This window comes from Proteus myxofaciens ATCC 19692, assembly GCF_001654855.1.
Lineage (GTDB): Bacteria > Pseudomonadota > Gammaproteobacteria > Enterobacterales > Enterobacteriaceae > Proteus > Proteus myxofaciens.
Genome location: NZ_LXEN01000108.1, coordinates 1 through 26,879, shown reverse-complemented (window position 1 = coordinate 26,879; position 26,879 = coordinate 1). Strand labels below are relative to the sequence as shown.

The window sequence follows — 26,879 nt, the reverse complement described above, 5'->3', positions numbered from 1 at the left end:
AAAGTAATGAAATGACTAATAGCCACGATAAATGGCCGATAAACATTGCCAAAATAAACGCAGGTACACAAAATAAAAATAGCCCCCAAACGAGCGCTTTCCATGATAATCGTTCTAACACCTAACAATGTCTCCTATGTTGAATTAGAAACGCGCAGAGAAGCGATATCCCGTTCCACGTACTGTTTGTATCATTTTGTCATGTCCATCTTGTTCAATTGCTTTACGTAATCGACGGATATGTACATCAACAGTTCTATCTTCAACATACACATTTGTGCCCCACACATAGTTCAACAGCTGTTCTCGGCTATAAACGCGCTCAGGGTGTGTCATAAAGAAATGCAAAAGTTTAAATTCTGTAGGCCCCATATCAATAGGGACTTCTTGGCTAGTCACTCGATGTGAGACAGGATCAAGACTTAACCCATTAAAATCAATCAAATCTTCGGCTGACATTGGAGATAAACGTCGTAAAATAGCTTTAACTCGAGCAACAAGTTCTTTGGGTGAAAAAGGCTTAACAACATAATCATCAGCCCCCGTTTCTAATCCTTTAACTCTATCTTCTTCTTCGCCTTTGGCAGTTAGCATAATAATGGGAATATCACGGGTACTATTTTCCCGTTTCATCTGTTTTATCACTTGTAAACCAGAGCCACCAGGGATCATCCAATCTAATAAAACGAGATCAGGGTAAGGGTCGATAAGAAAACGTAATGCTGCATCATAATCTTCTGCTTCAATAGGTTGAAACCCATTTTGCTCAAGTACGAAACAAATCATCTCACGAATTGCGGTTTCATCTTCTACAACAAGAATACGCCTTGCCATACTCTATCCTGTGTTATGTATTAGAGGGTCATAATCAGTATGAGACATTTTTATGACAGATTTATGACTAACCTTAACATAACTGAAATACATGACGACCGCTAAGTTAATAAAGCTAAATATAGACCTTATTCTTTTAATTTAGTAAAAACAGTTGGTTATTTTCACTAACAAAGCGAGGTGCGTTATACTCACAAGGAGATAACAAAGAGGGATAATAATGCGGATTATTCACACATCTGATTGGCATTTAGGGCAATATTTTTACACAAAAACTCGCGCAAATGAGCATCAACAATTTCTCAATTGGTTGCTACAACAAATTCATGATTATCAAGTTGATGCATTGATTGTCGCTGGCGATATTTTTGATACAGGTTCGCCTCCAAGCTATGCAAGAGAGCTTTATAACCGCTTTGTTGTCGCGATAAGAGAAACTGATTGCCAACTTATTATATTAGGTGGAAATCACGATTCTGTTGCAACATTAAATGAATCTAAGTCACTATTAGCATGCTTAAATACCACTGTTGTTGCTAATGTACATACAGAGACACCGCAACCCCCGATTATTCTTCATCAAAAAGATAATACACCTGGTGCATTATTGTGTGCTATCCCTTATCTTCGACCTAGAGATATGATAACCAGCGAAAGTGGTCAATCAGGCACCCAAAAACAACAAGCCTTAAAAGATGCTATTGCTGATTATTATCAATGCCAATTTGATGAAGCCGTTAAATTACGTCAGCAACTCAATGTAGCAATTCCTATTATTGCAACAGGGCATCTCACAACTATTGGCGCGAGTGTAACAGATTCAGTGCGTGAAATTTACATAGGTACACTAGACGCTTTTTCTGCCAATTTATTTCCTGAATTTGACTATATTGCACTGGGTCATATTCATCGCCCTCAAGTTGTCAATAAATCAGGTCATATTCGCTATAGTGGCTCCCCTATTCCTTTAAGCTTTGATGAATCAGGACAACAAAAAAGTGTCTGCCTTCTCGATTTTGAGCAAGATAAACTTGCTAACATCACATTACTGCCTATTCCTGAATTTCAGTTATTACGCACCATTAGTGGCTCATTAAATGAAATTGAAGCTGAACTTGATAAGTTAAAACAACAATATGATGAAACAAATAATACGCTTTGGTTAGATATTGAAGTCGCTACACAAGATTATTTAAGTGATATTCAAAGCCGCATTCAAACACTCACACAAACGCCTCTCTTTGAGGTGATTTTGCTAAGAAGAGCAAAACAACAACGCCAAGCATTTACTCAAAATGAGAAAGAAACACTGACAGAATTGAGTGTTTATGACGTATTTGAACGACGGCTAGCACAGCAAGAAATTAGCTCAACAGAAACCAAAGAGCGTTTAACGATATTGTTTAAGCAAGCTGTTGATATGGCAGAACAAGAGGATAATGAATAAAAATGAAAATCTTAAGTCTGCGATTTAAAAATATTAATTCGTTAAAAGACGAGTGGAAAATCGACTTTTGCCAAGAGCCTTTTATCAGCAACGGATTATTTGCTATTACAGGCCCTACTGGTGCTGGAAAAACGACACTATTAGATGCAATAAGTTTGGCTCTTTATCATTGCACGCCTCGATTAGGAAAAATCACCAAAACGCAAAATGAATTAATGACACGTCATACAGCGGAGTGCTTATCAGAGGTTGAATTTGAGGTAAAAGGCGTTGCTTATCGTGCATTTTGGGAGCAAAGACGCGCCAAAGGTAAAGAAGATGGTAATTTACAATCACCTCAAGCCGAGCTCGTTAAAATGGGACAATCCTCTGATGAAGAAGATAAAATTTTAGCGACAAAAATTAGCCAAGTTCAAGAGCAAATTATTGCAATCACAGGGTTAGATTTTGATCGATTCACAAAATCGATGTTACTTTCTCAAGGGCAATTTGCAGCTTTTTTAAATGCTGATGATAAATCTCGTGCAGAATTACTTGAAGAATTAACGGGAACGGATATCTATCGACATATTTCCAAAACCATTTTTGAACATTGGCGTGATGAAGAGAAAAAATTACAGCAATTAAAGCAACAAGCACAAATGATGGCGCTTTTGGATGAAGATTCTCGTCAAAACTTATTAGCAGAACAAACACAGCTACAAGCGCAGGAAACAATACAGCAACAAGAGCTAAAACAGTACCAAGAAGCCAAATTATGGTTTGAAAAAGAAGCTGAAATAACACAACAAAAAATAGCCGCACAACAGGCTGTTAATTTGGTAAAACAGGAATTAGAAGAAGCAAAACCGGATATTGCTCGTCTTGAAAAAAGTGAACCTGCTGAAAAAATTCGCCCTTTTTTTGATGAGAAAAAACGCTTATTACAAGAACAAGACTTTATTGAAAAACAACTCACAACGATAGGTAAAGAAAAGCAAGCATTAGAGCAACAAGCTCAACCTATCAATAAGAAGTTACAATTATCTCGTGAGACACTTAAAAAACACGATGAGGAAAAACGGCAAACATTACAACTTATTCGTGAAAAAATAATCCCATTAGATAATCAACTTGTTTTGTTACACCAAGATATTACCAGCAAAAAAAATCAACAAGATACTCTCGAAAAAACCAGCTCAGAATATAAGCAAAAAATACTATTATCAGAGCAAGAACTTGCTTCTTTGCAACAAAAAGAAAGTGAATTAAATCGTTATTTATTAGCGAACGCATCACATGCCCAATTAGCGGAAAATTTGCCTTTATGGCAACGTTATTTTGAACAATATGACGATATCGCTGCAAAATATCTAATAAGCAAAAAAACGGAGCAATTAGAGCAAGAAAAAGCGCTTGCTTTAACTTCATCACTCACTCAAGCAAAAAATGCACTTATTGAGCAAAAAAAGTCACTGGAATCACAGCAAAAACAGTTACAAACACATCAGTCAGAATTAGAAAAATATTATGAAATAGAAGCGATTAATCAAGCTAAACCTCGTCTACAGCATCTCTATTTACAAAAAAATGCGCTGATAAAATTAATGGGCTTACAGGCGCAATTAAAGCGTAATAACCAAGCACTGCATCAATATAAGAAAACGCAGGTAGATAATCAGCAGAAAATTACTGAACTTACTGAAAACATCGCTAACAATGAGATTATTTTAAAAGACAGAGAACAGCATTTAGCTGACTTAAGTGATAAATATTATCTTGAACAAAAAGTCGTTGAATTTGAAAAAGAAAGAAAACAATTAATTCAAGATAAACCTTGTCCTCTTTGTGGCTCAACAACGCATCCTTATGTTGAACATTATGATGAAATAAAGCCTGATGAAACTAAGCAACGCTTAGCGTTATTAAAACAACAAGTGCACACATTAACCATCGAATTAGTTGAACAAAAAACGCAATCTACACACTATCAAACACAAAATCAGACACTAGAAAAAGAGTTAATCCAACTCACTCAGGAAAATATCACGCTTCAAAACCAATGGAATGAATTGGCGCAACCTCATTCATTGCCCCTTTCTGATTGTGCTGATGATGTTTTATTTAAGATGGAAGCCACACTTTTAACAGAAGAAAAAACGCTATCTACAAAATTAGAACATTATCAATCTATTGAAGAAAAGATACGCCAAGAAAATGCACTTTGGAACACAAATAAAGAGCAATTTACAGCGCAACAACACACCGTTAATCAGCAACAAAGTGAATTAGATTATCTGCAAAAAACACTAGAGAGCCATCATCAACAGACAAATCAATTAATTGAACAACAAGAAAAATTAACTCAAGAAATAAAAGTGCATATTAGTAAACAAGGCTATGACTTATGCCAGTTTGAAGAAAATGCACAATGGTTAATAGCGCGAAAAACAGAAAGTGAGAAGTATCAATCAACGTTAAAAAACCATCAAACACTTACTCAAACTTTGCGTGAATTACAATTAACACAAGAAGAAAAAAAACGTTATTTAGCACAATTACAAAAAGAGCTTGATGCCTTATTAATTGACTTACAAAAACAAATCACGTTAGAAGAAGCACAACAAGCCGAACGATACGCCCTCTTTAATACACAAATAACAGAAGAGGTTAGAAACCAATTAGAGCAACAAAGTCATTTATTACAAAAACAAATAGAGCATATTGTTGAGGAAAAAACACAAATAGAAAATCGGCTGAATCAGCTTATTGGCCAATATCAAGAAAATGATAAATTATTACAGCGTATAAACATTCAAGTTCAGCAAAAAATTGCACAATATCAACAAACAATTAAGGAAAGTGTATTTGCTGATGAAACTGAATTTTTAGCATCATTACTCAGCATTGAGGAAAGAACACAACTACAACAGGCTCAAAAACAACGGCAAGATAAATTATTACAAGAAATAACACGTTTGGAAACGCAAGAAAAAGCGTATCAGATTCATTTATCACAACAATCTTCACTTTCAATACAGCAAAATTTAGAGCAAATAACAGCCGAGTTACTCGCTAAAGAAACAAAAATCAAAGCATTACAAGAAGCCAAATTTCGCATTCAAGAAACACTTCGCCAAGATGAAGAAAAACGAAAAGAACAACAAACGCTGTTAACACAGATAGCGAAACAACAAACGCATTATGATGATTGGAGTTATCTAAATGAAATTGTGGGTTCTGCGACAGGTGATAAATTTAGTCGTTTTGCTCAAGGTTTAACGCTTGATAACCTTATTTATTTAGCCAACAGACGTTTAGAAAAACTACATGGTCGCTATTTTTTACAACGAAAATCACCCGCTACACTTGAGCTACAAATTGCCGATACTTGGCAGGCCGATGCTTTACGTGATACGCGAACTTTATCTGGTGGTGAAAGCTTCTTAGTGAGTTTATCACTAGCATTAGCGCTTTCTGATTTGGTGAGCAATAAAACACAAATTGAGTCACTTTTCTTAGATGAGGGCTTTGGTACGCTTGACCCCGATACGCTTGATATTGCTTTAGATGCGCTTGATAACCTTAATGCATCAGGCAAAATTATTGGCGTAATTAGTCATGTAGAAGCGATGAAAGAGCGAATTCCAGTACAAATAAAAGTAAAAAAAGCCGGTGGATTGGGGATAAGTCAGTTATCAGCAGAGTTTCGCTATGGAAATATAAAAAATGAAAGCCAGTAAGTGAAAAACTAAGTCGAATAATTTGACGTAACTGATTAAATTTTTTATCTATCAATAAAACAACGATAAGCCCTATAGTAGATGCATAGATTAGCTTACGTATTAAAACAAAAACGTTGCTAAATGTAGCTAAATTATCGTTAAACGCTTTTAGCGCTAATAATTCTCAAGGAGACAATAATGTCTAACGCATTTACTGATTTAATGAAAAAACGTAGAACAATTTATAATTTAGGTAATCAACTTCCTATTAGCGAAGACAGAGTTACCGCGATTATCAAAGAAGCAGTGAAAGAAAGCCCAACAGCGTTTAACTCTCAAACTTCACGTGTGGTGATCCTTTTTGGCGAACAACATAAAAAATTATGGGAAATCACTAAAAACACGTTGAAAAAATTAGTTCCAGCAGAAGCATTTAGCGCAACAGAAGCCAAAATTAATAGCTTTGCAGCAGGTGCTGGCTCAATTCTTTATTTTGAAGATACAGATATTGTAAAAGGCCTTCAAGAGCAATTCCCACTGTATGCTGACAACTTCCCTATTTGGTCAGAGCAAGCAAGTGGTATGGCGCAACTTTCAGTATGGACTGCATTAGCCGCTGAAAATGTAGGTGCTTCACTACAGCACTACAACCCAATTATTGATGATGAAGTACATTCAACTTGGGATATTCCAAAAACATGGAAACTAAGAGCACAAATGATTTTCGGCTCTATTGAACAAGAAGCTGGTGAGAAAAATTATATGGAAGATGAATCACGCTTTAGAGTTTACAAATAATAGCTAATAGATATCTCACTAAAACTACCCTACCAAGTTTACCCTCTTTATTTCCTGCCCACTGTTACCGTGGGCTTTTTTTTGCCTCAACAACTTACTACTAAATATAAATAGAACTTAAAAATAAAAAAGAGCAAAGTGCGTAATGAATACAAAGGTAGGGATGAGCCCTTTGTGTTCAACACTTTGCTCTCTTTAATTAGTAACGCACCTTTTATTCGTTAAAAGATGCGATTTTCACAAGGCGTATGAAAATAGATTATTTGCGTGTGATGTTATTTGCTTTTGGTTGAGCGATTGGCGATTGCTCTTCAAAATATTTCACGACTGCATCAACATCAGGCACACTGTAAACAGGATCTTTACCTTCTTTCAGTACTGAGAAGTTACTACCACCTGTTGCTAGATATTCATTTGCAACAACACGGTAAGATGCATTCATATCGACAGGTTTGCCATCAATTTTCATTGATTCAACAATTACACGGTTACCATTAGGCGCTTTTGAATCCCATGTATATTGGAAGTTACCAGAGATAGCTAATACTTGTGGACGTGAACGATCCCATTGTTGTTCTAATAAACGTTTGATTTGCTCACCCGTTAAGGTTTGAGTTAACAATACGTTAGAGAACGGCTGTACTGTATAAATAGCGTTATAAGTAACATCGCCACCTGTCATATCAGCACGAATACCACCGCTATTCATAAAGGCGATTTGTGCACCACCCATATCTTGCGGTTTTGCAGTATAAAGATGTGCATCAGCAATAACTTGGCCTAATGCTGATTCACCTGCATCATTGGTTTGCTTCGTTAAGTTGCCTTCTAATTTACCAATGTTACGATTTGCTAACGGTGTGGCAATTTTCTCATAAGCTTCTAACAGTTTGGTAATTGCAGGATCTTTTTCATATTTGCGGTTATCAACCCAGATATTTCGTGCTTCGATATCAACAACATCTTTTGTTGTTTTATCTAATTTTAGATCAATACGCGTTAACATAGCACCATTAGCTTGGGCTGATGTTACCGATTTGCCATTGATAGTACAATTATACGCTTGGTGAGTATGGCCTGTTACAACAAAGTCGATAGCAGGATCAAGCTTATCAACAACATCTAATACTTTACCTGTAATACCATTACATGCGTTGATATTAACAGGGCCACCATCACGGCGCTGTGCAGCACCTTCATGGATTAATACACCAATCGCTTGAACACCTTGTGCTTTTAATTGTGGCACTAATGCGTTGATAGTTTTCGCTTCATTATGGAAGCTTAAACCTTCAGTTCCTTTTGGTGTAACGATAGCCGCAGTACCTTCTAGTGTTAAACCAATAAAGGCAACCGGAATACCGTTAAATTCTTTGATAACGTATTCAGGGAAAAGCGTTTTTCCTGTTTCATTAACAATAACGTTAGCTGCTAAGTATTGGAACTCAGCGCCTTTGAATTCAGTAGGACCTTGGCAACCAGTAACAGGATGGCAACCGCCATTTTGTTTACGCAGTAATTCACCCATGCCTTTATCGAATTCATGGTTACCAACAGAAGTTGCTTCTAATCCAGCAATAGATAAAGCTTCAATGGTTGGCTCATCATGGAACATTGATGATAATAATGGGCTTGCACCTACCATATCACCAGCAGCAACAACGATATTATTTGGATTATCTTTTTTAAGCTCTTTGACTAACGTCGACATGTGCTCAATACCACCAGGTTTATTTGGACCTGGCGCTTTTAAAGCACCATGAAAGTCATTTAATGCAATAACACGCACATCAACAACATTCGCTTCATCATATTTTTTTGCACAACCCGCTAATAAAATGGCGCTAACAGCAAGTGCAACGAGTTTATATTTATAGTTCATTTACGTTTTATCCCTAGATCAAAATTCACGTTTTGGACAATCAATCACTTCAAAATCTTTGCTATAACAGATATAGAATTCATCACGGTTAATTTGAATTTCTTTATTTTTCAAAGATGGATTATTTTCTTTTAAGAATTTAATAAGTTCACTATTTGAAGGACGTCCTTCTGGCAATACTAATGAATCAAATAGTGCTTGTTGCTTACCAAAAAACGCATCTGGGGTATCAAACGCACAAACGCCGTGTTTTTCCCACTCACCTTGTAATAAATCAATACCAGGAGATGAACATAGGTAAGGTTTAATCGCTGAATACTCGAGTGGTGGTAAGTCGCCTTTACATAGACGAGGATGCTTGCGTATGTCTTTCCAGTCACGGCAGTCTTCCCATGATTTACCATCACAAGTTTCAGCCCACAGCCCATGAACTATCCAACCAAATTTGTTATCTGAAAAGCATTGGATCTCAAATTTATCAAACTCGCTTTTCGCTCTTGCTTTTTCATTATCATTATTTAAGCGTTTAATATTATTACTTTTATAGTCACAAAAAGCAGGAGAGTAGTTAATTGCTAATTTAAAATAGTCAGTTGATGCGGTACTGTTTTGCCCATAGCGATCATTAGCAGCAATATAATCATAAGATGCCGTTGGTGCATCTGGCAGAATACAGGAAACACCTTCAACTAATTTAGCTTGTGGTTTTAACGGCGTTGTTGTTTCAGGTGCTTGCGTCACACATCCCGCTAACACTAAAAGCAAAGCCGCAGGTAATAGCTTAGTAAAACGCATGAAATCCCCTTAAAGAGTACAGAGTGGGCTCTTTTAGTTCAAAAGTGGTGAGAAAAACCTGCTCGAAATGAGCAGGTTTATTGGCTTACTTTTTCTCAGTTAAATCAATTTTGTAAATCGCAAAACCAATGTCATCATTTTCAACAAAGGTCATTGGATATTGAGCAAAATCTTTAATGAAAGTGGCCGCTTTTTCACTTGGAGATGTTTCAAAACGAACATCTAGCGCTTTATCAGTCTTGATAGGTAGGAAAGACCAATTGTTAGCGGCTTTCGTTGCAACTTCACCTTTTTCTTTTGTTTGTTTAGCGATGTAAGAGGCTAAAATTGCGCGGTTTTCATCTGGTGATGCAAAAGCAATATTGGCTTCGCCAGTACCGGCAAATTTGCCACCGTATCCACGATAGTTATTCGTTGCAATTAAGAAGGTTGCTTTAGGATCGATAGGTTTACCTTCATAAGTCACATCTTTAATACGATTTGCATCTTTATTAACGACTTGGCAATCTACGTCATATTTTGCAGGCTGAGTTAAATCAACTTTATAATTAACGCCACTTATTGTGTCGAAATTATAAGTACGGAAGCCATCCCAGTTGATAAGATATTGAGGTTTCGTTGAGTTAGCATCAACTTGATTCCACATACCCGCTGAACATTCTAGCCATTCCACAACATCAGCACCTGTTGCTTTCACAACAACTAATGTATTTGGATAAAGGTATAAGTCTGCTGCATTACGGAATGTTAAATCACCTTTTTCTACTTCCACAAAGTCCGCTGGTGCATTTTTACGACCACCCGCTTTAAATGGCGCAGCAGCACCTAATACAGGTAAACCATCTAAGTTAGGATCACCTTGGATAAAGTGTTTGGTGTAATTAACTTGCGCATCATTAACAATTTGTACAGTAGGATCGCTTTGGACTAATGCCAAGAAGCTGTACATATTTTCAGAGGCTTTACCAATGTGTTTACCGACGAAATCACGAGTTCCCTGGTGGGCTTTTTCAATAATGTTCGCAAGCTCAGCATCACGTTCAACTAAGGCTTTTTTATTTGCTTTATCATAAATAGGGCGAGCTTCGCCTGTCGCGTCTGTCATCACCCATTTACCGCTGTCGTTGTTGATAACCATATCAACGACACCTAAGTGATCACCCCATTGACCTGGCATTACGGCAGGAATACCGTTTACAGTTCCTTTAGCTGTATCAACGCCTTTGATCCCTTCAAACTCTTTGCTTGGGAATACGCCATGAGCATGACCAAACATAATTGCATTAATACCGTCAACTTCACTTAAGTAATATACTGAGTTTTCAGCCATTGCTTTGTAGGGTTCTGACGCAAAACCAGAATGAGGAATAGCCACAATCAGATCCGCTCCCTCTTTTTTCATTTGAGGTACGAATTTTTTCGCTGTTTCTGTTATATCATTAACAACGACTTTTCCATCCAGATTGGCTTTATCCCAGATTAAGATTTGTGGTGGTACAAATCCGATATAACCAATCTTGATAGTGTGTTCTTTGCCATCACGATCTTTTACTGGTGTATCAACAATAATATAAGGAGTGAAATAGTTTTCGCCTGTTTTCGCATCCATCACGTTGGCATTGATATAAGGGAATTTCGCACCAGCTATGGCTTTTTTCAGGTAATCTAAGCCATAGTTAAATTCATGGTTACCAAAGTTACCTACGGTATAGCCCATCGTGTTCATTAACTGATGCGCAGGATGAGACTCCCCTTTTTCTAAGCCTTTAGCTGCCTGATAGTCCGCTAATGGACTGCCTTGGATCAAGTCACCGTTATCAACTAAAATCGCATTGGTTGCTTCTGCTTTTGCCGCTTTAATTAAATTTGCGGTACGCACATAACCAAACTGTTCTGTTGGTTTATCTTTAAAGTAATCAAAGTCGATTAAGTTACTGTGAACATCAGACGTCTCCATAATACGAAGATCGACTGTTGCGGCATTCACATTGAATGCGACAAACATTGCTAATGTTGATAATTTCAACACGTTCTTAACCATTACACACCCCTTATATATTGGTTAACAGGAGAGCCGTTGTGCTCCCCCTTTTCGTTACTTCTATCAAACAATTATGTTGTTAAGACTAGAAGTACAGACGCATACCAGTTTCGAAGATATATTGTTTTGTATCTTCGTATTTTGGATTTTCACTACGAGCATCGTCATATGCCATTTCAGCGAATAAACGTAAGTTATTGTATTTTGATACAGCAAAACGCTTATCTACACCCACAGTATAGGTCTCTTTTTTATAGTTGAATGTATTACCATCGCCATCACGTAAGTAATAACCGGCATACATACCACTTTCGATACGATCCCAGTGCCATTTCACACCAACACCATACAAATCTGCTTTCCAGTTACCTTTCACTGAATTCCAAGCACGAGCAGGTTGATTTGCATACAGTGCTAAGCCTGGGTTTTTACCACGAGATTGACCATAGTCTAAACCAATAGAGAATTCACGACCTGGGAAGAAGTATTCAGCACCAAATGCTAAGATGCTATTTTCAGGTGTTTTACCTGCATTTGGTCCTGTTGTATTTGCTTCACCTTGAGCTGCAGAGTAACCACCGTCAAACTCTAAACCAAAAGTTGATTTATAAAAACCAACAAGAGAGTAAGCACGAGTGATATCACCAGCAACACGGCGCCCATCATCGCCTGATTTACCTGATACAGTACCCGCTAATTTGAAGCCTTCATAACGGTTAGTTTCAACAAAAATAGTTTGTGGTAAACGTGTCATAAAGTTGTTTTTACCAACACCATTGTAGTTTACGTATTTACCATTAACACTCGTTTCACCACCAGAATAACCTACTGAACGACCTAATACATCGCTGAAGTAGAATACACCGGTATTGCCATAGCCGTAGCTTGATTTTTTAACCCAGTCGATTGGAATATAAGTACGACCAAATTGGATTTGACCATAGTCACGATGGGAGAAACCGACATAACCAACACGGTTGTACATTTCAAAGTTTGATTTAGGGTTTTCACTGTTTGTTTTTTGAGTATCAGAACCCCACTCTAATTTACCAAATACTTTGATATCGTTAGTCAGTTCATGTGAACCAAAGAAACCAATACGGCTGCCATCATCCGTCATTTTCATTTCATGATTTTGGCTAGTCACTTGCGTTTTTAAACGAAACTGACCATTAACGTCGAAACGCGTCCCTTTATCGTTATACACATTTACCGCATTTGCTGATCCTGAAAGGATCAATAAACCAACCAGAGCTGCTAAAGGCTTCAAGCTTTTCATGATTAAAATACCCATCTATTTTCTATAGTTTTATAATTTTCTTTAAGGTCAAAAATAATACCGCCGTATATAATTAACCTGATATTCAGACAAAGGATCTCTGCCACGAATTTCGAAAAAGAAAATCGCTCTCACAATTGATAATTTTTATAGCTACTAATTATAACTCTCTAAATCTTCTTAAAGGTTTCATTTCCTTGACACAGACGTATTCACCAATAAGACACAAAAATAGTGGCCTCATGTTATTTAAAATAAGGGCAGTGTTTTTATTTCTTAATGAAAATGAAATAGCCGATTGAGTTTTCGCTGGCATGTTACTCAAAATAAAGCCCTGCTTTCGTGATGTAGCCCACAATTACATCATTGTGTATTTTCAAGATTACATGCCTAGGTGATAGGCATCACAATTAATATTAAAGATACGTATTTTTTGAACTAAATCAACTTTTTAAAAATCACATTTTAATATTTTTCTTTTATATTTCATCTTGTTACCACACCTCTTTTTTTGCTAATAAAAAATTTTGCTACGTCATTTAATATATTTAAAAGGACGTATTAATTTTAACCACAAAATAAATAACACTAAAGATTAAAATATTATTATTCTAAATTAATAAATTTTTATCTTTATATTTATTTCTTATTTAAATAAAAACAAACTGGAGTTAAATACAATTTAACGGGTGATAACGAATAACATTTCATAGTAAATAGAGTTTTCAACTAAAAATATTGAAGAGGAAAGCACAACAATAGCATCACATTATTATATCTAATCAATAGAAATCACATATAAATAAATGTAAATACTCATTACAAACTTTAAACTATCACTATTGTTAATATACAAAGCTTATTTGTGCCTTTTTAACTATTTCACTAAAATAAATGTCTATAATTGTGATCTAAATCACCATAAATAATGTGAAAAATCACCCCTTATATTTTCCTTATTTTGTGATAAATATCACAATGAAGCGTCAAGAATATTTTTGTTTTGTCAATTTATGCAGAGTTAAACCTAAAAGTGTTTATAGAATAGAAGCTAAAAAGAAGATACAAATAAAATATTGAGATATTTATCACATAATAATCTGATCTAAAAACTTCTTTATTTCATCTTTTTTATTCTTTATCCACTCCATTTAAATAAGAATAACTCTCATTTTCACCAAGTAATTTTACTAATTATTCGTTTCAGCTTTTATTCCTATTTTTATTCATTCTCTCACTAATACTTTCTTTTCTGGGATATTACCTTTTAGAGCACTCAAACATTCAGTATCATATTGGGGTTAATTATGATTAAGAGGAATGTCGAATGCTGTGGTTTAAAAATATTTTGGTCTATCGCTTAAATAAAGAGATAGCACTATCAATGGATGAGTTAGAACAACAGTTAGCATCGCTGGCATTCACTCCTTGTAGTAGCCAAGACATGACAAAGACAGGTTGGATCTCACCAATGGGAGAGCGTGGAGAAGCCTTGATTCATGTTGCTGGCAAGCAAGTCATGTTATGTGCTCGCAAAGAGGACAAAATTCTTCCTGCTACTGTTATCAAACAAGCACTACAAGAAAAAATTGACAAACTTGAAAGCGAACAAGGCCGAAAACTGAAAAAAACCGAAAAAGCCACATTAAAAGATGAAGTGGTTCATACTTTGCTTCCTCGTGCATTCAGCAAATTCACACAAACTTTTTTATGGTTAGACTTAGATAAACAACTCGTTATCGTCGATTCTGCTAGCGCAAAACGTGCTGAAGATAATCTAGCATTACTTCGTAAAACGTTAGGCTCGTTACCTGTTGTTCCTCTTAATTTTAATGAATCTGTTGAATTAAAAATGACACAATGGGTGCGCTCTGATGATTTACCGAGTGGTTTTTCATTAATGGATGAAGCTGAACTAAAAGCCCCACTTGAAGAAGGTGGCGTTATTCGTTGTAAGAAACAAGAACTGGTATCAGATGAAATATCAACCCATATTGAAGCAGGTAAGTTTGTGACTAAACTTGCGATAGATTGGGAAGAGCGCCTTCAGTTTATGTTATGTGATGATGGCTCTATCAAGCGTATTAAATTTAGTGATACGTTGCGTGAACAAAATGATGATATTGATAAAGCTGATTTCGCTCAGCGTTTTGATGCTGACTTTGTATTAATGACAGGTGAACTTAGTGCCCTTATTGAACGAGTCACAGAAGTCCTCGGTGGCGAAGTAGCATAATATAAAAAAACAGCAATTCAGTATGATATTGAATTGCTGTTTTTCATCTAATCACGCTTATTATGATTTGCGTTATTTTTGAATTAAATAACGTATAGTTGGACCATCTTGCTGGATATCAAGAACGGTATAACCATAATTTTTGGCATCAAGTGGAATATTATTAATCGATTGAGGGCAATCGCTCACTACTTCTAAAATCTCACCTTTTTTTAATGATGGCATCGCTTCAAGTGTGGCAACAGCAGGATAAGGACAAGGTTCACCAACCATATCGAGACGATAATTAGGCACTATTGTTTTTTTTTCGCTCATACTATTTCCTTACTATTTTGTACTGATACGATGTTCGTTTGCGCTATTTTTTTGCGGAAAAAATGCTTTTCCCACCAAAGTAATAGGATAAATGACAGCCCTAACAAGACATAAGTCACCGCCAACCCACCAACGGGTCCAAAAGTATCAAGGAGATTGATTTTATCGTAATCTGTTGCCAATACTGCGGAGAAATCATCCCAATAATAAGCTAAAATGGTAGAACCAATCACGTTACCAAGTCCTACCCACCAAAAATGGATTTGACCTTCAACAGCACGATACATCCAACCTGTTTCACAACCACCAGCAAGCACGATACCAAAACCAAAAAGTAATCCACCAATCACCGCATTAGGACCTGCCCACATAATTTTAGGTGCTTCGCCTAATTGTACATAACTAAAAATACCAATCGCACTCACCGCCATACCGACAATGATAGCTTTTGCCATATTAGTTCTCCCTGTTATCCATAAATCACGGAAAGCAGAAGTGAAGCAGATTTGAGCGCGTTCAATTAGAATACCAAAACCTATACCACCTAACATGGCAAAACCCAGTTTTGGTGAATCAAAAAGAATAATGCAAGACCACGCAATCATGGCAAAAAAGATAACCATACCCAATTTAAAACGACGTTTTGCACGCTGTTTATCTTGTGTTAGCGGCGAAGCTTGATTTACTTTTTGTAATTTAACAGGAATACGGAAAAACGGCATTAACGAGAGTTTAGCGCCGAAATAGGAACCAATTGCAGTCGCAACAGCAAAAAACCAAGCATGCAATGAGAATTGAGGGATACCAGTAAAAAAGGCAGCAAGGTTACACCCCATTGCTAAACGAGCACCAAAGCCCGCTATAATCCCACCTAATACGGCTTGTAAAATACGCACTTTATGTTGAGGACGGCGAAGTTTTACGTTATTAGCCCAAAGAGCCGCCATAATACAACCACCGAACATACCGATAATCATCACACCATCAATACGGGTTAATGGTGTGCCTTCAAGACCGATAATTTTAAAATAGCCCCACTCTTCAGGATGAGCACCCAAGAGTTGCATAATATGGCCACCCCAGCGAGTAAATTCCCCTGTAACAGCCCAAAAAGTACCGGTTAATCCGAAGTAATACGTTGATAAAACACCTGCTGCAATCACGGCTGGAAGAGGCTTCCAAAAACGAATGAGGTATTGAGATTTAAATTCTGACCAAGACATGTTTTTTCCTAAAACTTACTGCTACGAAAGACACTCTTCACGTAGTTTGATAGGGCGAACATGTTACTCCGAAAAATTTTTTATCAAAGAGTCAAAAACGGGAAATTAGCAGAAGTTTGCTTTATAACAAACTTCTGTAACAGGAAAGTAATAATCTATTATTAAGTAGAGACTAACAAATACGAGGTAACGGTTCGTTATAGGGTAAATCTAATAAACGGCTAGTACCAAAAATACCCGTTAATCGTATCGATTTTTCAGGTGTGACTTCACCAATTGTTGTCGCATTCTCACCTAATACGTGTTGATTTAATGTCTCAAGCACTTGCTTTTCAGCATCTGGTGATACCACTAAAACAATTTTTCCTTCATTTGCAAAATTAAGTGCTTCAAGCCCTAATAATTCACAAATACCTCTGACTGATTGTTTCATTGGTAAGGCACTTTCATAAATATTCATGCCATGACCACATGCATTGGCAAACTCATGCAAAATCGCCGTAACACCACCACGAGTCGCATCACGTAATGCACGAATACCGCTAATATTACGCAATGGTGCGATCATTGGCTCTAAAACAGCACAGTCACTTTGTAAATCTGCTTCTAATCCTAAATTTTCACGTAAATTAAGAATTGTTGCACCATGATCGCCAATAGTGCCACTTACAATGAGCTTGTCACCGATATTAATATGGCTTGCCGCCCATTCAATAGCGTGTGGAATAACACCAATACCCGCGGTATTAATAAATATTTTATCAGCGGCACCTCGTGGTACAACTTTAGTATCACCAGTAACAATCTGTATTCCTGCTTGTTTTGCTGTTTTTGCCATCGCTATAACTAACGTTTCTAGTACCTCAAAAGGTAAACCTTCTTCAAGAATAAAACCACACGAGAGATAACGAGGAATTGCGCCACCCACAGAAAGATCGTTTGCTGTACCACAAACTGATAACTTACCAATATTTCCTCCTGGAAATATAATGGGATCAATAACATAACTGTCGGTACTAAAGGCTAAACGATCGCCTAATGCCGTTAATTCGTTTAATGAGATACGCGCTTGATCTTCTTTTTCATTTAATAAAGGATTATCAAATTCACGTAAAAAAAGCCCTTCAATCAATTGTTGCATACCCTGCCCGCCATTTCCTTGGGCTAAGGTGATTTCATCAGATTGTTTCATACATTTCCTTCACGGCGATATTGATAATAAGCCGCACAAGCACCTTCAGAAGAAACCATCAATGCACCTAATGCGGTTTCTGGTGTGCATGCTTTACCAAATAGTGGGCATTCTGATGGTTTACAGCGTCCTGTTAAGACATCGCCACATCGAGAAGCGGGATTGTCAGAGACTTTTTGTGGCGCTGGATTAAAACGAATTTCTGCATCAAACTCTGCATAATTCGGTGTTAGTTGAATACCTGACATAGGAATTTCACCTAAGCCACGCCATTCACTTGTATCTTTTAGCATAAAGACGTCTTTTAATGCTTTTTGAGCAAGTTTATTACCTTCATGAGGCACAATACGGCTATATTGATTTTCAATCGTTAACACATAATCTGTATTTTCTGCTTTCGCTTTGAGCTGTTTGATTACCATTAATATGGCTTGTAATAAATCTAATGGCTCAAATCCTGTGACCACAAAAGGTTTTTCAAATTCATCACACAACGGTTGGTAAGGTGTACACCCAATGACCATACTGACATGGCCAGGCGCAATAAAACCATCAATGCGCACATCTTCTTGCTCTAATAAACAGCGTAATGTCGGTACAATCGTAATATGCTGACAAAACAGTGAAAAATTTGATAACTTTCGTAATTTAGCTTGCTGTAAGGTCATTGCCGTACTTGGCATTGTCGTTTCAAACCCTAACCCAAAGAAAACGACTTGTTTATCTGGATTATCTTGTGCAATTTTTAGTGAATCGAGAGGTGAATAAACAATACGGATATCAGAGCCTCGACGACGAGCATCAAGCATTGAACCATTACGCCCTGGCACTCGCATTGCATCACCAAACGTGCAAAAAATCACACCAGGGCGAGCAGCAATCTCTAAACATGCATCAATTCGCCCCATAGGCAACACACAAACAGGACAACCTGGCCCATGAACAAACTCAATTTCTTTTGGTAATAAACAGTCTAAACCAAATTTAAAGATGGCATGAGTATGACCACCACACACTTCCATAATTTGTAAAGGTCGCGTAATGGGATAAGGCCATTGCGCAAGTGTTTCACGAATTTGTACTAGCAAGGCTTTGGCAAGTTCAGGATCGCGAAATTCATCAACGTATTGCATCATCAGCCTCTTCAAGAGTGACGCCATAAACATGATGGAGAGCATCTAGCGTATCTTGAGCCTCTTGCTCATCAAGAATGCTCATAGCAAACCCAACATGAATAAGCACCCACTTATTTAATAGCACTTGTGGGTTGTCTTCACAGACCATTGAGATGTTAACAGCACGCTTAACACCGCTAACCTCAGCCCATGCTAATTGGTGGGCATCATCACCGACTTCAATTATTTTAGCGGGAACACCTAAGCACATAGATTCTTCTTAAGCCAAGCTAGCCATTCATCCATACCTTCACCAGTTGTTGCTGAAAGAGCAATAACATGAATATTAGGATTAACGCGTTTAGCTGCATCAATACAGGCATTAATATTGATATTTAAATGAGGCACTAAATCAATTTTATTGATTATCATTAAATCAGCAGCAGCAAAGATATGTGGGTATTTTAAGGGTTTATCTTCACCTTCAGTAACCGAAAGGATAGCCACTTTATGGTTTTCACCCAGATCGAAGCTCGCAGGACAAACTAAATTCCCTACATTTTCAATAAAAAGGATACTGTTATTTTGTAATCCCAATTGATGAGTCGCATCATGAACCATTTGAGCATCAAGATGACAGCCTTTTCCTGTATTGACTTGAATAGCAGGAACACCTGTTTCACGAATACGATCAGCATCATTAGTGGTTTGTTGGTCACCTTCAATCACAGCACAAGGTATTTCGGCTGATAGTTTTTTCAATGTTTGTGTTAATAGCGTTGTTTTACCAGAGCCTGGGCTTGAGACTAAATTAAGTGCTAATACATGCTGCTGTTCGAAATGCTCACGGTTATGCACCGCTATTTTGTTGTTTTTATCCAGCACATCCATTTCTATTTTTAACATGCGCTTTTGGCTAATGCCTGGTGCATGAGTACCTGCTTCACCTTGTCCATAGTGCATATTTTGATTTTCTATGACAGGTGAAAACGCATCTTCATGCTCATGAGCGTGGTTGTGTAAATGTTCATGGCTATGGTCATGAGGATGTGAATGTGCGTGTTCATCATGAGCATGATGATGTTGATGAATAATTTTTTCGCTATCTAAGCCATTATCTTGATGAAAATGTAAATGCACATCTCCCGTATTATGATAATAGTGATGATGAACGATAATAGGCTGACCATGAGTTTCATACTGATGTTCATGTTCAGACTTATCGATATATTTATTGGTTACCTTGGTAGGCACAGCCTCATGATGGTGATGCGAATGCCCATGATGGTGTGAGTGGTCATCATGAGAATGAGGTTCAACACCTTCAATGCTGATATTCCCTTCACCACAACCGCAAGTACTACACATATTCTGACTCCTGACTTTTCAATAGAAGAAATTGATTCGGTGTCGTGTAAAATTTCTACACTATGATCTTAACTGACCACGAAATAGAGAACGCCGACTTAAATCAATTTCTGCTGTAGATTGTGTATGAACAGGGAAAGAAAGTGCCATTTTTGCACTATTTTCTGCTAATTGGATAGCATGTTCAGCATCAAGATGGGGATTAAGAGGTGACATTAAAGAACAAGCGAGGTATTGCATCCCATCGGCTAATTCACCAACAACAAATTTAACTTCACCACAAGGCAACGCTAAGGCAAGGCGTTCACCAATTTTACGATAAGGCCATTCTTGATTAGGCCCTGGTAGGATAATAAGCTCCAGCATCCAAGGTGTTAAAATTGCGCCTATCCACTGCTTATCAAATAAAGTATTTATAACTGCTTTGATAGGAATGTGTTGTCGATAAAACGGAAGGTTTTGCATCTCTTTATTTGCAATATGACGAAAATTAGCCTCTAATTGCGCGATAGGTGCTTCATCATATCCGGTTATATTCCAGATTAACTTGCTCATAATGTCCCCTCTTTTGGAATAACAGATAGACCATATTCACGCAAAAGAGAAACAACCTGCGCTAAGGCGCGTTCTTTTGCGTGCTGACCTATTGCAGATAGTGACATGCTAGGGACTAAAGATGCCGGCTCAATCCCCACTAAAATCAGCTTACGTGGAAATTCATCCGTCATTTTAAGCGCCATTAATACATCAGATAATCCTAATTGATGAGGCGATATTTTTTGCGTAAATAATGCAGGCACATCATCATCATGCAAAACAAATAAACTACCGGGTTCATGGTTGCTTTTCACTGCATCAACAACTATCAGTAAATCTCTTGATGCAATATCTTGCAAAATTTCCATGCCAGATGTGCCACCATCAATAACATCAACGTTCTCAGGTAAAGAGAAGCGCTCTTCAAGCGCTTCTACAATACGAACACCAATGCCTTCATCGCTTAGTAATAAATTACCAATACCTAAGACAAGAGTACGCATTACAATACCTTCACTTTGCTCAGTTCTTTCCCTGTTAAATCCACCATATGCACAGCACATGCCATACATGGATCAAAAGAGTGAATCGTTCTGACCACTTCTAATGGTTTTTGTGGATCAGCAACAGGTGTACCAACTAAAGATAACTCATAAGGCCCAGGTTCATCATTAAAGTTACGGGGTCCAGCATTCCATGTTGATGGCACAACGGCTTGATAATTGGTGATTTTGCCATTTTTAAAAACAATCCAGTGAGAGAGCATACCGCGAGATGCTTCTTCAAACCCAACACCGCGGTACTCTTTTCCTGCTTCAAACTCAGGTTTAATAAAGGCCTGTGTATCACCACGGCCAATATTATCGACCAACGATTGCCATAAAGAAGCCAGTGACTCTTGTAATACGCAAGCATGAACAGTACGTCCAATAATGCGTCCCCAAGTTGATTCTAATTGCGCTGTAACTAAGGTTTCACCGGTAAGTTGCGTATAAATTTGATTAATATCGTTGTAATGTTGAACCGTGCCTGCATGCTTACCTGCTAAGCCACAGACTAACCACGCTAATGTGCCCACTTCAACAGGTTTACCATAGAAGGTTGGCGATTTTACCCATGAATATTTATTATTTTCATCCCAACCTGTATATTTTGGTCGAGTGAGCCCTTCCCAAGGTTTTAGTGGCTTATCATCTTCATACCACGCATGCTTACCGCTTTCTTCAATACCTTCTTTTAGTTGTTCATCTTTCCAGTTAGTAATTGGTCGGTAGGTCGAGAAATCAATCCCTTCCATATAACCACCAGAAAGTAAAAACTCAGTGTTATTACCATTAATCGGTAATTCAGGAACAGAAAGATAATAATTAGCGCCTTTTCCTATTTTTAGCCATTCAGGATAATAGGCCGCAAAAATCGCTGTATCGACTTTATAAACTTGGTTGACGAAATCGCCTAGTTTGTCGATAAAGCTTTTCACATACATTAAACGTTCAAGGTTAAGCACACTAGGTGAATCAAGATTAATCGGGTTAGCCACACCACCCACAGCTAAGTTTTGAATATGTGGCGTTTTACCCCCAAGAATAGCAACAATACGATTTGCATCACGTTGACATTCAAGTGCTTGTAAATAGTGCGCTACCGCAATTAAATTTACTTCTGGCGGTAATTTCATGGCTGAGTGTCCCCAGTAGCCATTGGCAAAAATGCCCAATTGCCCACTATCGACTAATCCTTGAATTTTCTTTTGCACTTTCCTGAATTCTTCAGGTGAATTCAAATGCCAATTTGAAGTGCCTTTTAATATTGCTGAGGCTTTTTCAGGATCAGCCTGTAATGCAGAGGTAATATCAACCCAATCCATTGCTGAAAGTTGATAAAAATGCACGATATGATCATGAATAATATGTGAAGCAAGAATTAAATTACGGATATATTGCGCATTAACAGGAATATCCATACCTAATGCATCTTCAACAGCACGAACTGAGGCAATAGCATGAACCGTAGTACATACACCACAGATACGTTGCACAATGATCCACGCATCACGAGGATCATTGCCTTTTAAGATCTCTTCCATACCACGCCACATGGTGCCAGATGACCACGCTTTAACAACTTTTCCATTATCGATTTCACAATCGACACGTAAGTGCCCTTCAATACGAGTGATAGGATCAATAGTAATGCGTTGGCTCATGATTTAACCTCAGCCTTTTTTAATTGTATATTTGAGTCTGTTTGTGCTGGCAATACCGGCAATAAACGGATGATAAGAATGTAAGCTGTCACTTCAAATGCGACAAAACCGATAGAGATAAGCAGTTCACTTGCTGTTGGAAAATAGTGATATCCGTTACCAGGGTTGTAAGCCACTAAAGAATAATTCATACGCCACATGGCAGCGCCAATCAGCATAAATAGAGCTGAGATAAACAACATTCTTGGGTGACGACGATTATCATTGATATGTAAGAGCACGAGAGGAATAAGTAGCAACGCACTTTCTATGATAAATAGCCATGAATACATATCCCCATTCGCAATATAGCTCAATTTATCATTCCAAATAACCTCACCCCAACGTAGTACTAAGAAGGCAATTAATAAGACTTCAATCACTTTAGTTAGCTTGGTAAAGAGTGGCGTTTCATCTTCTTTCATTGTTCGGCTTGCTTTTAACAACGAACCCTCAAAAATAACGATGGTAAATCCAAGAATAAACGCGGTGAGAAGGGAAAAAGCAGGAAGCATTTCATAAGATTGCCATAAAGGATGAACTTTCCAACCTGCGGCTATCATTAACGATCCCATTGAAGATTGATGCATTGTAGGTAATAACGCACCAACACCAATAATAAAGAACATGACTTTATTAAGACGTTTAAGAGAGACTTTCCAACCTAAACGTTCTAGTAATGCAGGCAAAAATTCTAACGCCATCACCATAATATAGATGGTCATACAGGTCGCTGTTTCAAATAAAACAGAATTAACATTGAAATATTGTGGCATAAAAAAGTGAGGCATATTCCAATAACGACCAATATCAATAGCGATAGATAATCCACCTAATGAGTAACCAAATAGACTCGCTAACAAAGCAGGACGTACTAATGGGTGAAATTCACCTTTATTAAAGACATAAACAGCCCATGCTAATGCCCAACCACCACATGCAAAGCCTGTTCCTATCAGTAAATCGAAGGCAATCCAAATTCCCCAAGGGTAACCGCCATTAAGATCAGAAACATCGCCAAGTCCTAAGACTAGTCGCTTACCAATAAGAATAAAGCCCAATATAACAAGGGGTAAAAATACTCTTACAGCAAGGGTAAATAATTTTCCACCTAGTGGACGAGGATCATGATTCGACATCGTTATCCTCCTTATTATGTTTTTGTTCTTGCTTTTTACTATTACGATTAACCAGATAAGTTATCCCGACTAATGCTGCAATAGGTAAAACCATACCTTTATAGAGTGAATGCTGAATATGTTCAGAACGCGCACCTGTTGATAATGGCGCAACATCTGGCATACCCAAATTTTCAAAAGGTACTGCTGATAACACCATCACCTGAGTGCCACCACCTTCAAATTCACCATAGATATGCTCTTGATATTTTGGAATATTGTGTAGATAAGTATCACCACCATGGAGCGTTTGACGAGGATAGTGATATTTTTCCCCTTCTTTTTTCGCTAAACGTTGTTTGGCTTCTTCAAGAAGTTCTTCACGAGTACCAAAAATAACAGCACCAGTAGGACATACCTCAACACAACCGGGTAATAAGCCTTTATCTAAACGCTCAATACCTTTTTGATTACAAAGCTCACACTTATAAAGTTTGCCAAAGGGATCGTCATAGTCATATTTAGGAATGTTATAAGGACAACCGACCATACAATAACGACAACCAGTACAAATATCTGCGTGATAATGCACAATCCCCGTTTTGGGATCTTTCGTTAAGGCAGAAACAGGACAAACCGAAACACAGTTAGGATCAACACAATGCATGCATTGTTTTTTAATAAAGGCGTAGCCATCTTTTAGGCTATCTTTATTTTTGCCATTTCCATCATGCCAAATTTGAATAATATTATTGGTATAAGGACTTAGTTTGTCGTTATTTGACCATGTAGACTCACCATTAGCATAGGTTTCTCCTCGCTTCCTAGGTTCAGGATGATTAATTTCCTGACATTTAGATACGCAAGCTTGGCAACCCACACAAAGCGTTGAGTCATAAAGCATACCCAATGAACCTGGAATAGGTGGTCGATTTTGTGCCGCTGCACGACTGATTGTTGGTGCCAGTCCTGCAAGAAGTACGCCTCCTGATGCTAACTTAAAAAAATGACGCCTATTCACGTTTATCCTCCTGTGAGGCGCTTGTCTCATTTTTATCACGACCTAATTGACGCACTGCCATCACACTAACGCCGGCTACAGCACCAACAACAGCACCGATTAAACCCGCTGCGCCATAAGAAACACCGCCTCCTTCTTTTTGATTAACATCAGGAACTTGTGCTTTTGGCGTAGGCTGATAAACATTAGCAAGTTGAAATATACCTTTTGTAAAACCAACACCTTCCTCATTACAGCCATAACAAGGATGTCCAATACCAACAGGCCAAATACCACCACCAATATCGCAAAACTCTAATGTTGGGCAATTGCCATAGGTTTCAGGACCTTTACAGCCTAAATGATATAAACACCAACCTTGTCGATGTCCTTCATCACCAAATTCTTTAGCAAAACGGCCTGCATCAAAGTGTGGGCGACGTTCACAATTTTCATGGATCAATCGCTCATAAGCAAAAAGAGGACGATTTTTGCTATCTAATTTAGGTAATGAATTGAAAGTAATTATATGAGCGACAGTGGCAAGAAAATTATGTGGATTAGGAGGACATCCTGGAATATTAATGACTGTTTTACCAGGTAAAATGGCTTCCAGTGATTTTGCTCCTGTTGGATTACCACCTGTTGCAGGTACGCCTCCCCATGCAGCACATGATCCGATAGCAATAATCGCGGCAGCGCCTTCAGCGGCTTCTTTTATATGCTCAAGAATCGGTTTACCTGCCACCATGCAGTAAATACCGCCGTCTTTATCCGGAATCGAACCATCAACAACGAGAACGTACTTACCTTTATATTTCTCCATTGCATTGTGCTTATTTTCTTCAGCTTGATAACCAAATGCTGAAGAAAGCACTTCATGATATTCAAGTGCGATAACATCAAGAACGAGATTTTCAAGCGTTGGATGAGTGGCTCGTAATAAAGATTCAGTGCACCCCGTACATTCTTGAGCGCCTATCCAAATGACGGGAGGTCTTTCTGGTGATGCCATTGCTTGTGACATTTGTGCGGCTGCTTTGCCGCTTAATCCCATGGTAGCTGATAACGCCGCACACAATTTCATAAAATCGCGTCGGTTAATACCATGCTGGGAAAAAACATTATTCCCCAAGGCCATATATCTCTCCTGATATGATGATTTTTAATTGGAATAATTTTTAAACCTCGCCTTTTTAACACTCCGTCATAATAATGACTTGATCATTATCAAGCGATAATTCATTAAAATATAAATTCATATTAATTGAGAGAAAAAACGTTTCAGCTTTATTTGTTTAATTTATATAAAATGAAAATAATTAAATAAAAAGTATATAATTAATTATTTTAAAATCTGAAAAAATTAATAAAAATAAAAATGATAATAATTATCACTACATATAAAAACAATGAAAAAAACAATGGAAAAATAAAAATAAATCATTAAAAATCAATAAAATATAAGAAACAAAAAATCCAGTTAGGTTTAGATGATATATTTAAAAACACCCTTTATAATATCTAAAATTATTCATGTGAAATTTAATAAAATAAATAAAAATTTATCTATAATAATATCCATTTCTATTTTCATCTTGTCTACTTCTACATTACATTAATGAAACCAGATAAAGCTTATATTATAAATACATCAAATAACAATATTAATATAATTAACTTTTTCATAACTACTCTCAAATTTTCTATTATTTTTCTTATTCAAAAGAATAGAAAATAGTGCTCTTTT

Annotated in this window: 21 protein-coding genes; 4 read left to right on the top strand and 17 right to left on the bottom strand. The window is 37.3% G+C overall.

Annotated elements, in window-relative coordinates; genetic code table 11:
• Window positions 1-144: 144 nt before the first annotated feature.
• Window positions 145-834 carry a phosphate regulon transcriptional regulator PhoB gene (gene phoB, locus M983_RS11555; protein WP_066750690.1) on the bottom strand — a complete coding sequence of 230 codons (690 nt, stop codon included), beginning with the start codon at window positions 832-834 and terminating at the stop codon, window positions 145-147.
• Window positions 835-1,054: 220 nt separating this feature from the next.
• Between phoB and sbcD the strand changes: the two genes are divergently transcribed.
• The 3 genes from sbcD (at window position 1,055) to M983_RS11540 (ending at window position 6,783) form a co-directional block, all read left to right on the top strand.
• Entirely contained in the window at window positions 1,055-2,281 is a 1,227-nt protein-coding gene (gene sbcD, locus M983_RS11550; protein ID WP_066750687.1) for an exonuclease subunit SbcD, read from the top strand.
• Window positions 2,282-2,283: 2 nt separating this feature from the next.
• Entirely contained in the window at window positions 2,284-6,003 is a 3,720-nt protein-coding gene (locus tag M983_RS11545; RefSeq protein WP_066750684.1) for an AAA family ATPase, read from the top strand.
• Window positions 6,004-6,183: 180 nt separating this feature from the next.
• Entirely contained in the window at window positions 6,184-6,783 is a 600-nt protein-coding gene (locus M983_RS11540; protein ID WP_066750681.1) for a nitroreductase family protein, read from the top strand.
• Window positions 6,784-7,042: 259 nt separating this feature from the next.
• Here M983_RS11540 and M983_RS11535 read toward each other — a convergent pair whose 3' ends face one another.
• From M983_RS11535 to M983_RS11520, 4 genes are all read right to left on the bottom strand, one after another.
• A complete protein-coding gene (locus tag M983_RS11535; protein ID WP_066750680.1) occupies window positions 7,043-8,665 on the bottom strand; it encodes a bifunctional metallophosphatase/5'-nucleotidase in 1,623 nt (540 codons plus the stop codon).
• 18 nt (window positions 8,666-8,683) lie between these two features.
• A complete protein-coding gene (locus M983_RS11530; protein ID WP_066750678.1) occupies window positions 8,684-9,460 on the bottom strand; it encodes a ribonuclease T2 family protein in 777 nt (258 codons plus the stop codon).
• Between the two features lie 85 nt (window positions 9,461-9,545).
• Window positions 9,546-11,501, bottom strand: coding sequence for a bifunctional 2',3'-cyclic-nucleotide 2'-phosphodiesterase/3'-nucleotidase (locus M983_RS11525; RefSeq protein WP_066750676.1), 1,956 nt, complete (start codon window positions 11,499-11,501; stop codon window positions 9,546-9,548).
• Window positions 11,502-11,586: 85 nt separating this feature from the next.
• Complete coding sequence (locus M983_RS11520; RefSeq protein ID WP_245684042.1) at window positions 11,587-12,780, bottom strand: porin; 1,194 nt, start codon at window positions 12,778-12,780, stop codon at window positions 11,587-11,589.
• Between the two features lie 1,327 nt (window positions 12,781-14,107).
• On the opposite strand from M983_RS11520, the gene rdgC reads away from it, so the two are divergent.
• The gene (rdgC, locus tag M983_RS11515) at window positions 14,108-15,016 is read left to right on the top strand and encodes a recombination-associated protein RdgC (RefSeq protein ID WP_066750670.1); all 909 of its coding nucleotides are present in this window, start codon (window positions 14,108-14,110) and stop codon (window positions 15,014-15,016) included.
• 72 nt (window positions 15,017-15,088) lie between these two features.
• On the opposite strand, the gene yedF is transcribed toward rdgC, so the two are convergent.
• From yedF to hybO, 12 genes are all read right to left on the bottom strand, one after another.
• Entirely contained in the window at window positions 15,089-15,331 is a 243-nt protein-coding gene (gene yedF, locus M983_RS11510) for a sulfurtransferase-like selenium metabolism protein YedF (protein WP_066750667.1), read from the bottom strand.
• Window positions 15,328-16,554: a selenium metabolism membrane protein YedE/FdhT gene (yedE, locus tag M983_RS11505; protein ID WP_066750663.1), complete on the bottom strand. Its 1,227-nt coding sequence runs from the start codon at window positions 16,552-16,554 to the stop codon at window positions 15,328-15,330. The genes yedF and yedE overlap by 4 nt, the downstream gene beginning before the upstream one ends.
• A 172-nt stretch (window positions 16,555-16,726) precedes the next feature.
• Entirely contained in the window at window positions 16,727-17,746 is a 1,020-nt protein-coding gene (gene hypE, locus M983_RS11500; protein WP_066750660.1) for a hydrogenase expression/formation protein HypE, read from the bottom strand.
• Entirely contained in the window at window positions 17,743-18,879 is a 1,137-nt protein-coding gene (hypD, locus tag M983_RS11495; RefSeq protein WP_066750657.1) for a hydrogenase formation protein HypD, read from the bottom strand. Before hypD ends, hypE begins: the two co-directional genes overlap by 4 nt.
• Window positions 18,866-19,132: a hydrogenase maturation factor HybG gene (gene hybG / locus M983_RS11490; protein WP_066750654.1), complete on the bottom strand. Its 267-nt coding sequence runs from the start codon at window positions 19,130-19,132 to the stop codon at window positions 18,866-18,868. The genes hypD and hybG overlap by 14 nt, the downstream gene beginning before the upstream one ends.
• Window positions 19,123-20,229, bottom strand: coding sequence for a hydrogenase nickel incorporation protein HypB (hypB, locus tag M983_RS11485; protein ID WP_066750651.1), 1,107 nt, complete (start codon window positions 20,227-20,229; stop codon window positions 19,123-19,125). Before hypB ends, hybG begins: the two co-directional genes overlap by 10 nt.
• 60 nt (window positions 20,230-20,289) lie before the next feature.
• A complete protein-coding gene (hybE, locus tag M983_RS11480) occupies window positions 20,290-20,784 on the bottom strand; it encodes a hydrogenase-2 assembly chaperone (protein WP_066750648.1) in 495 nt (164 codons plus the stop codon).
• Window positions 20,781-21,269 (bottom strand): HyaD/HybD family hydrogenase maturation endopeptidase, encoded by a 489-nt coding sequence (locus M983_RS11475; protein ID WP_066750646.1) that lies wholly within the window; start codon window positions 21,267-21,269, stop codon window positions 20,781-20,783. Before M983_RS11475 ends, hybE begins: the two co-directional genes overlap by 4 nt.
• Complete coding sequence (gene hybC / locus M983_RS11470; RefSeq protein WP_066750644.1) at window positions 21,269-22,972, bottom strand: hydrogenase 2 large subunit; 1,704 nt, start codon at window positions 22,970-22,972, stop codon at window positions 21,269-21,271. The genes M983_RS11475 and hybC overlap by 1 nt, the downstream gene beginning before the upstream one ends.
• A complete protein-coding gene (gene hybB, locus M983_RS11465; protein WP_066750642.1) occupies window positions 22,969-24,150 on the bottom strand; it encodes a Ni/Fe-hydrogenase cytochrome b subunit in 1,182 nt (393 codons plus the stop codon). The genes hybC and hybB overlap by 4 nt, the downstream gene beginning before the upstream one ends.
• Window positions 24,137-25,150 carry a hydrogenase 2 operon protein HybA gene (hybA, locus tag M983_RS11460; RefSeq protein ID WP_066750641.1) on the bottom strand — a complete coding sequence of 338 codons (1,014 nt, stop codon included), beginning with the start codon at window positions 25,148-25,150 and terminating at the stop codon, window positions 24,137-24,139. The genes hybB and hybA overlap by 14 nt, the downstream gene beginning before the upstream one ends.
• The gene (gene hybO, locus M983_RS11455) at window positions 25,143-26,270 is read right to left on the bottom strand and encodes a hydrogenase 2 small subunit (RefSeq protein WP_066750637.1); all 1,128 of its coding nucleotides are present in this window, start codon (window positions 26,268-26,270) and stop codon (window positions 25,143-25,145) included. Before hybO ends, hybA begins: the two co-directional genes overlap by 8 nt.
• Window positions 26,271-26,879 lie beyond the last annotated feature (609 nt).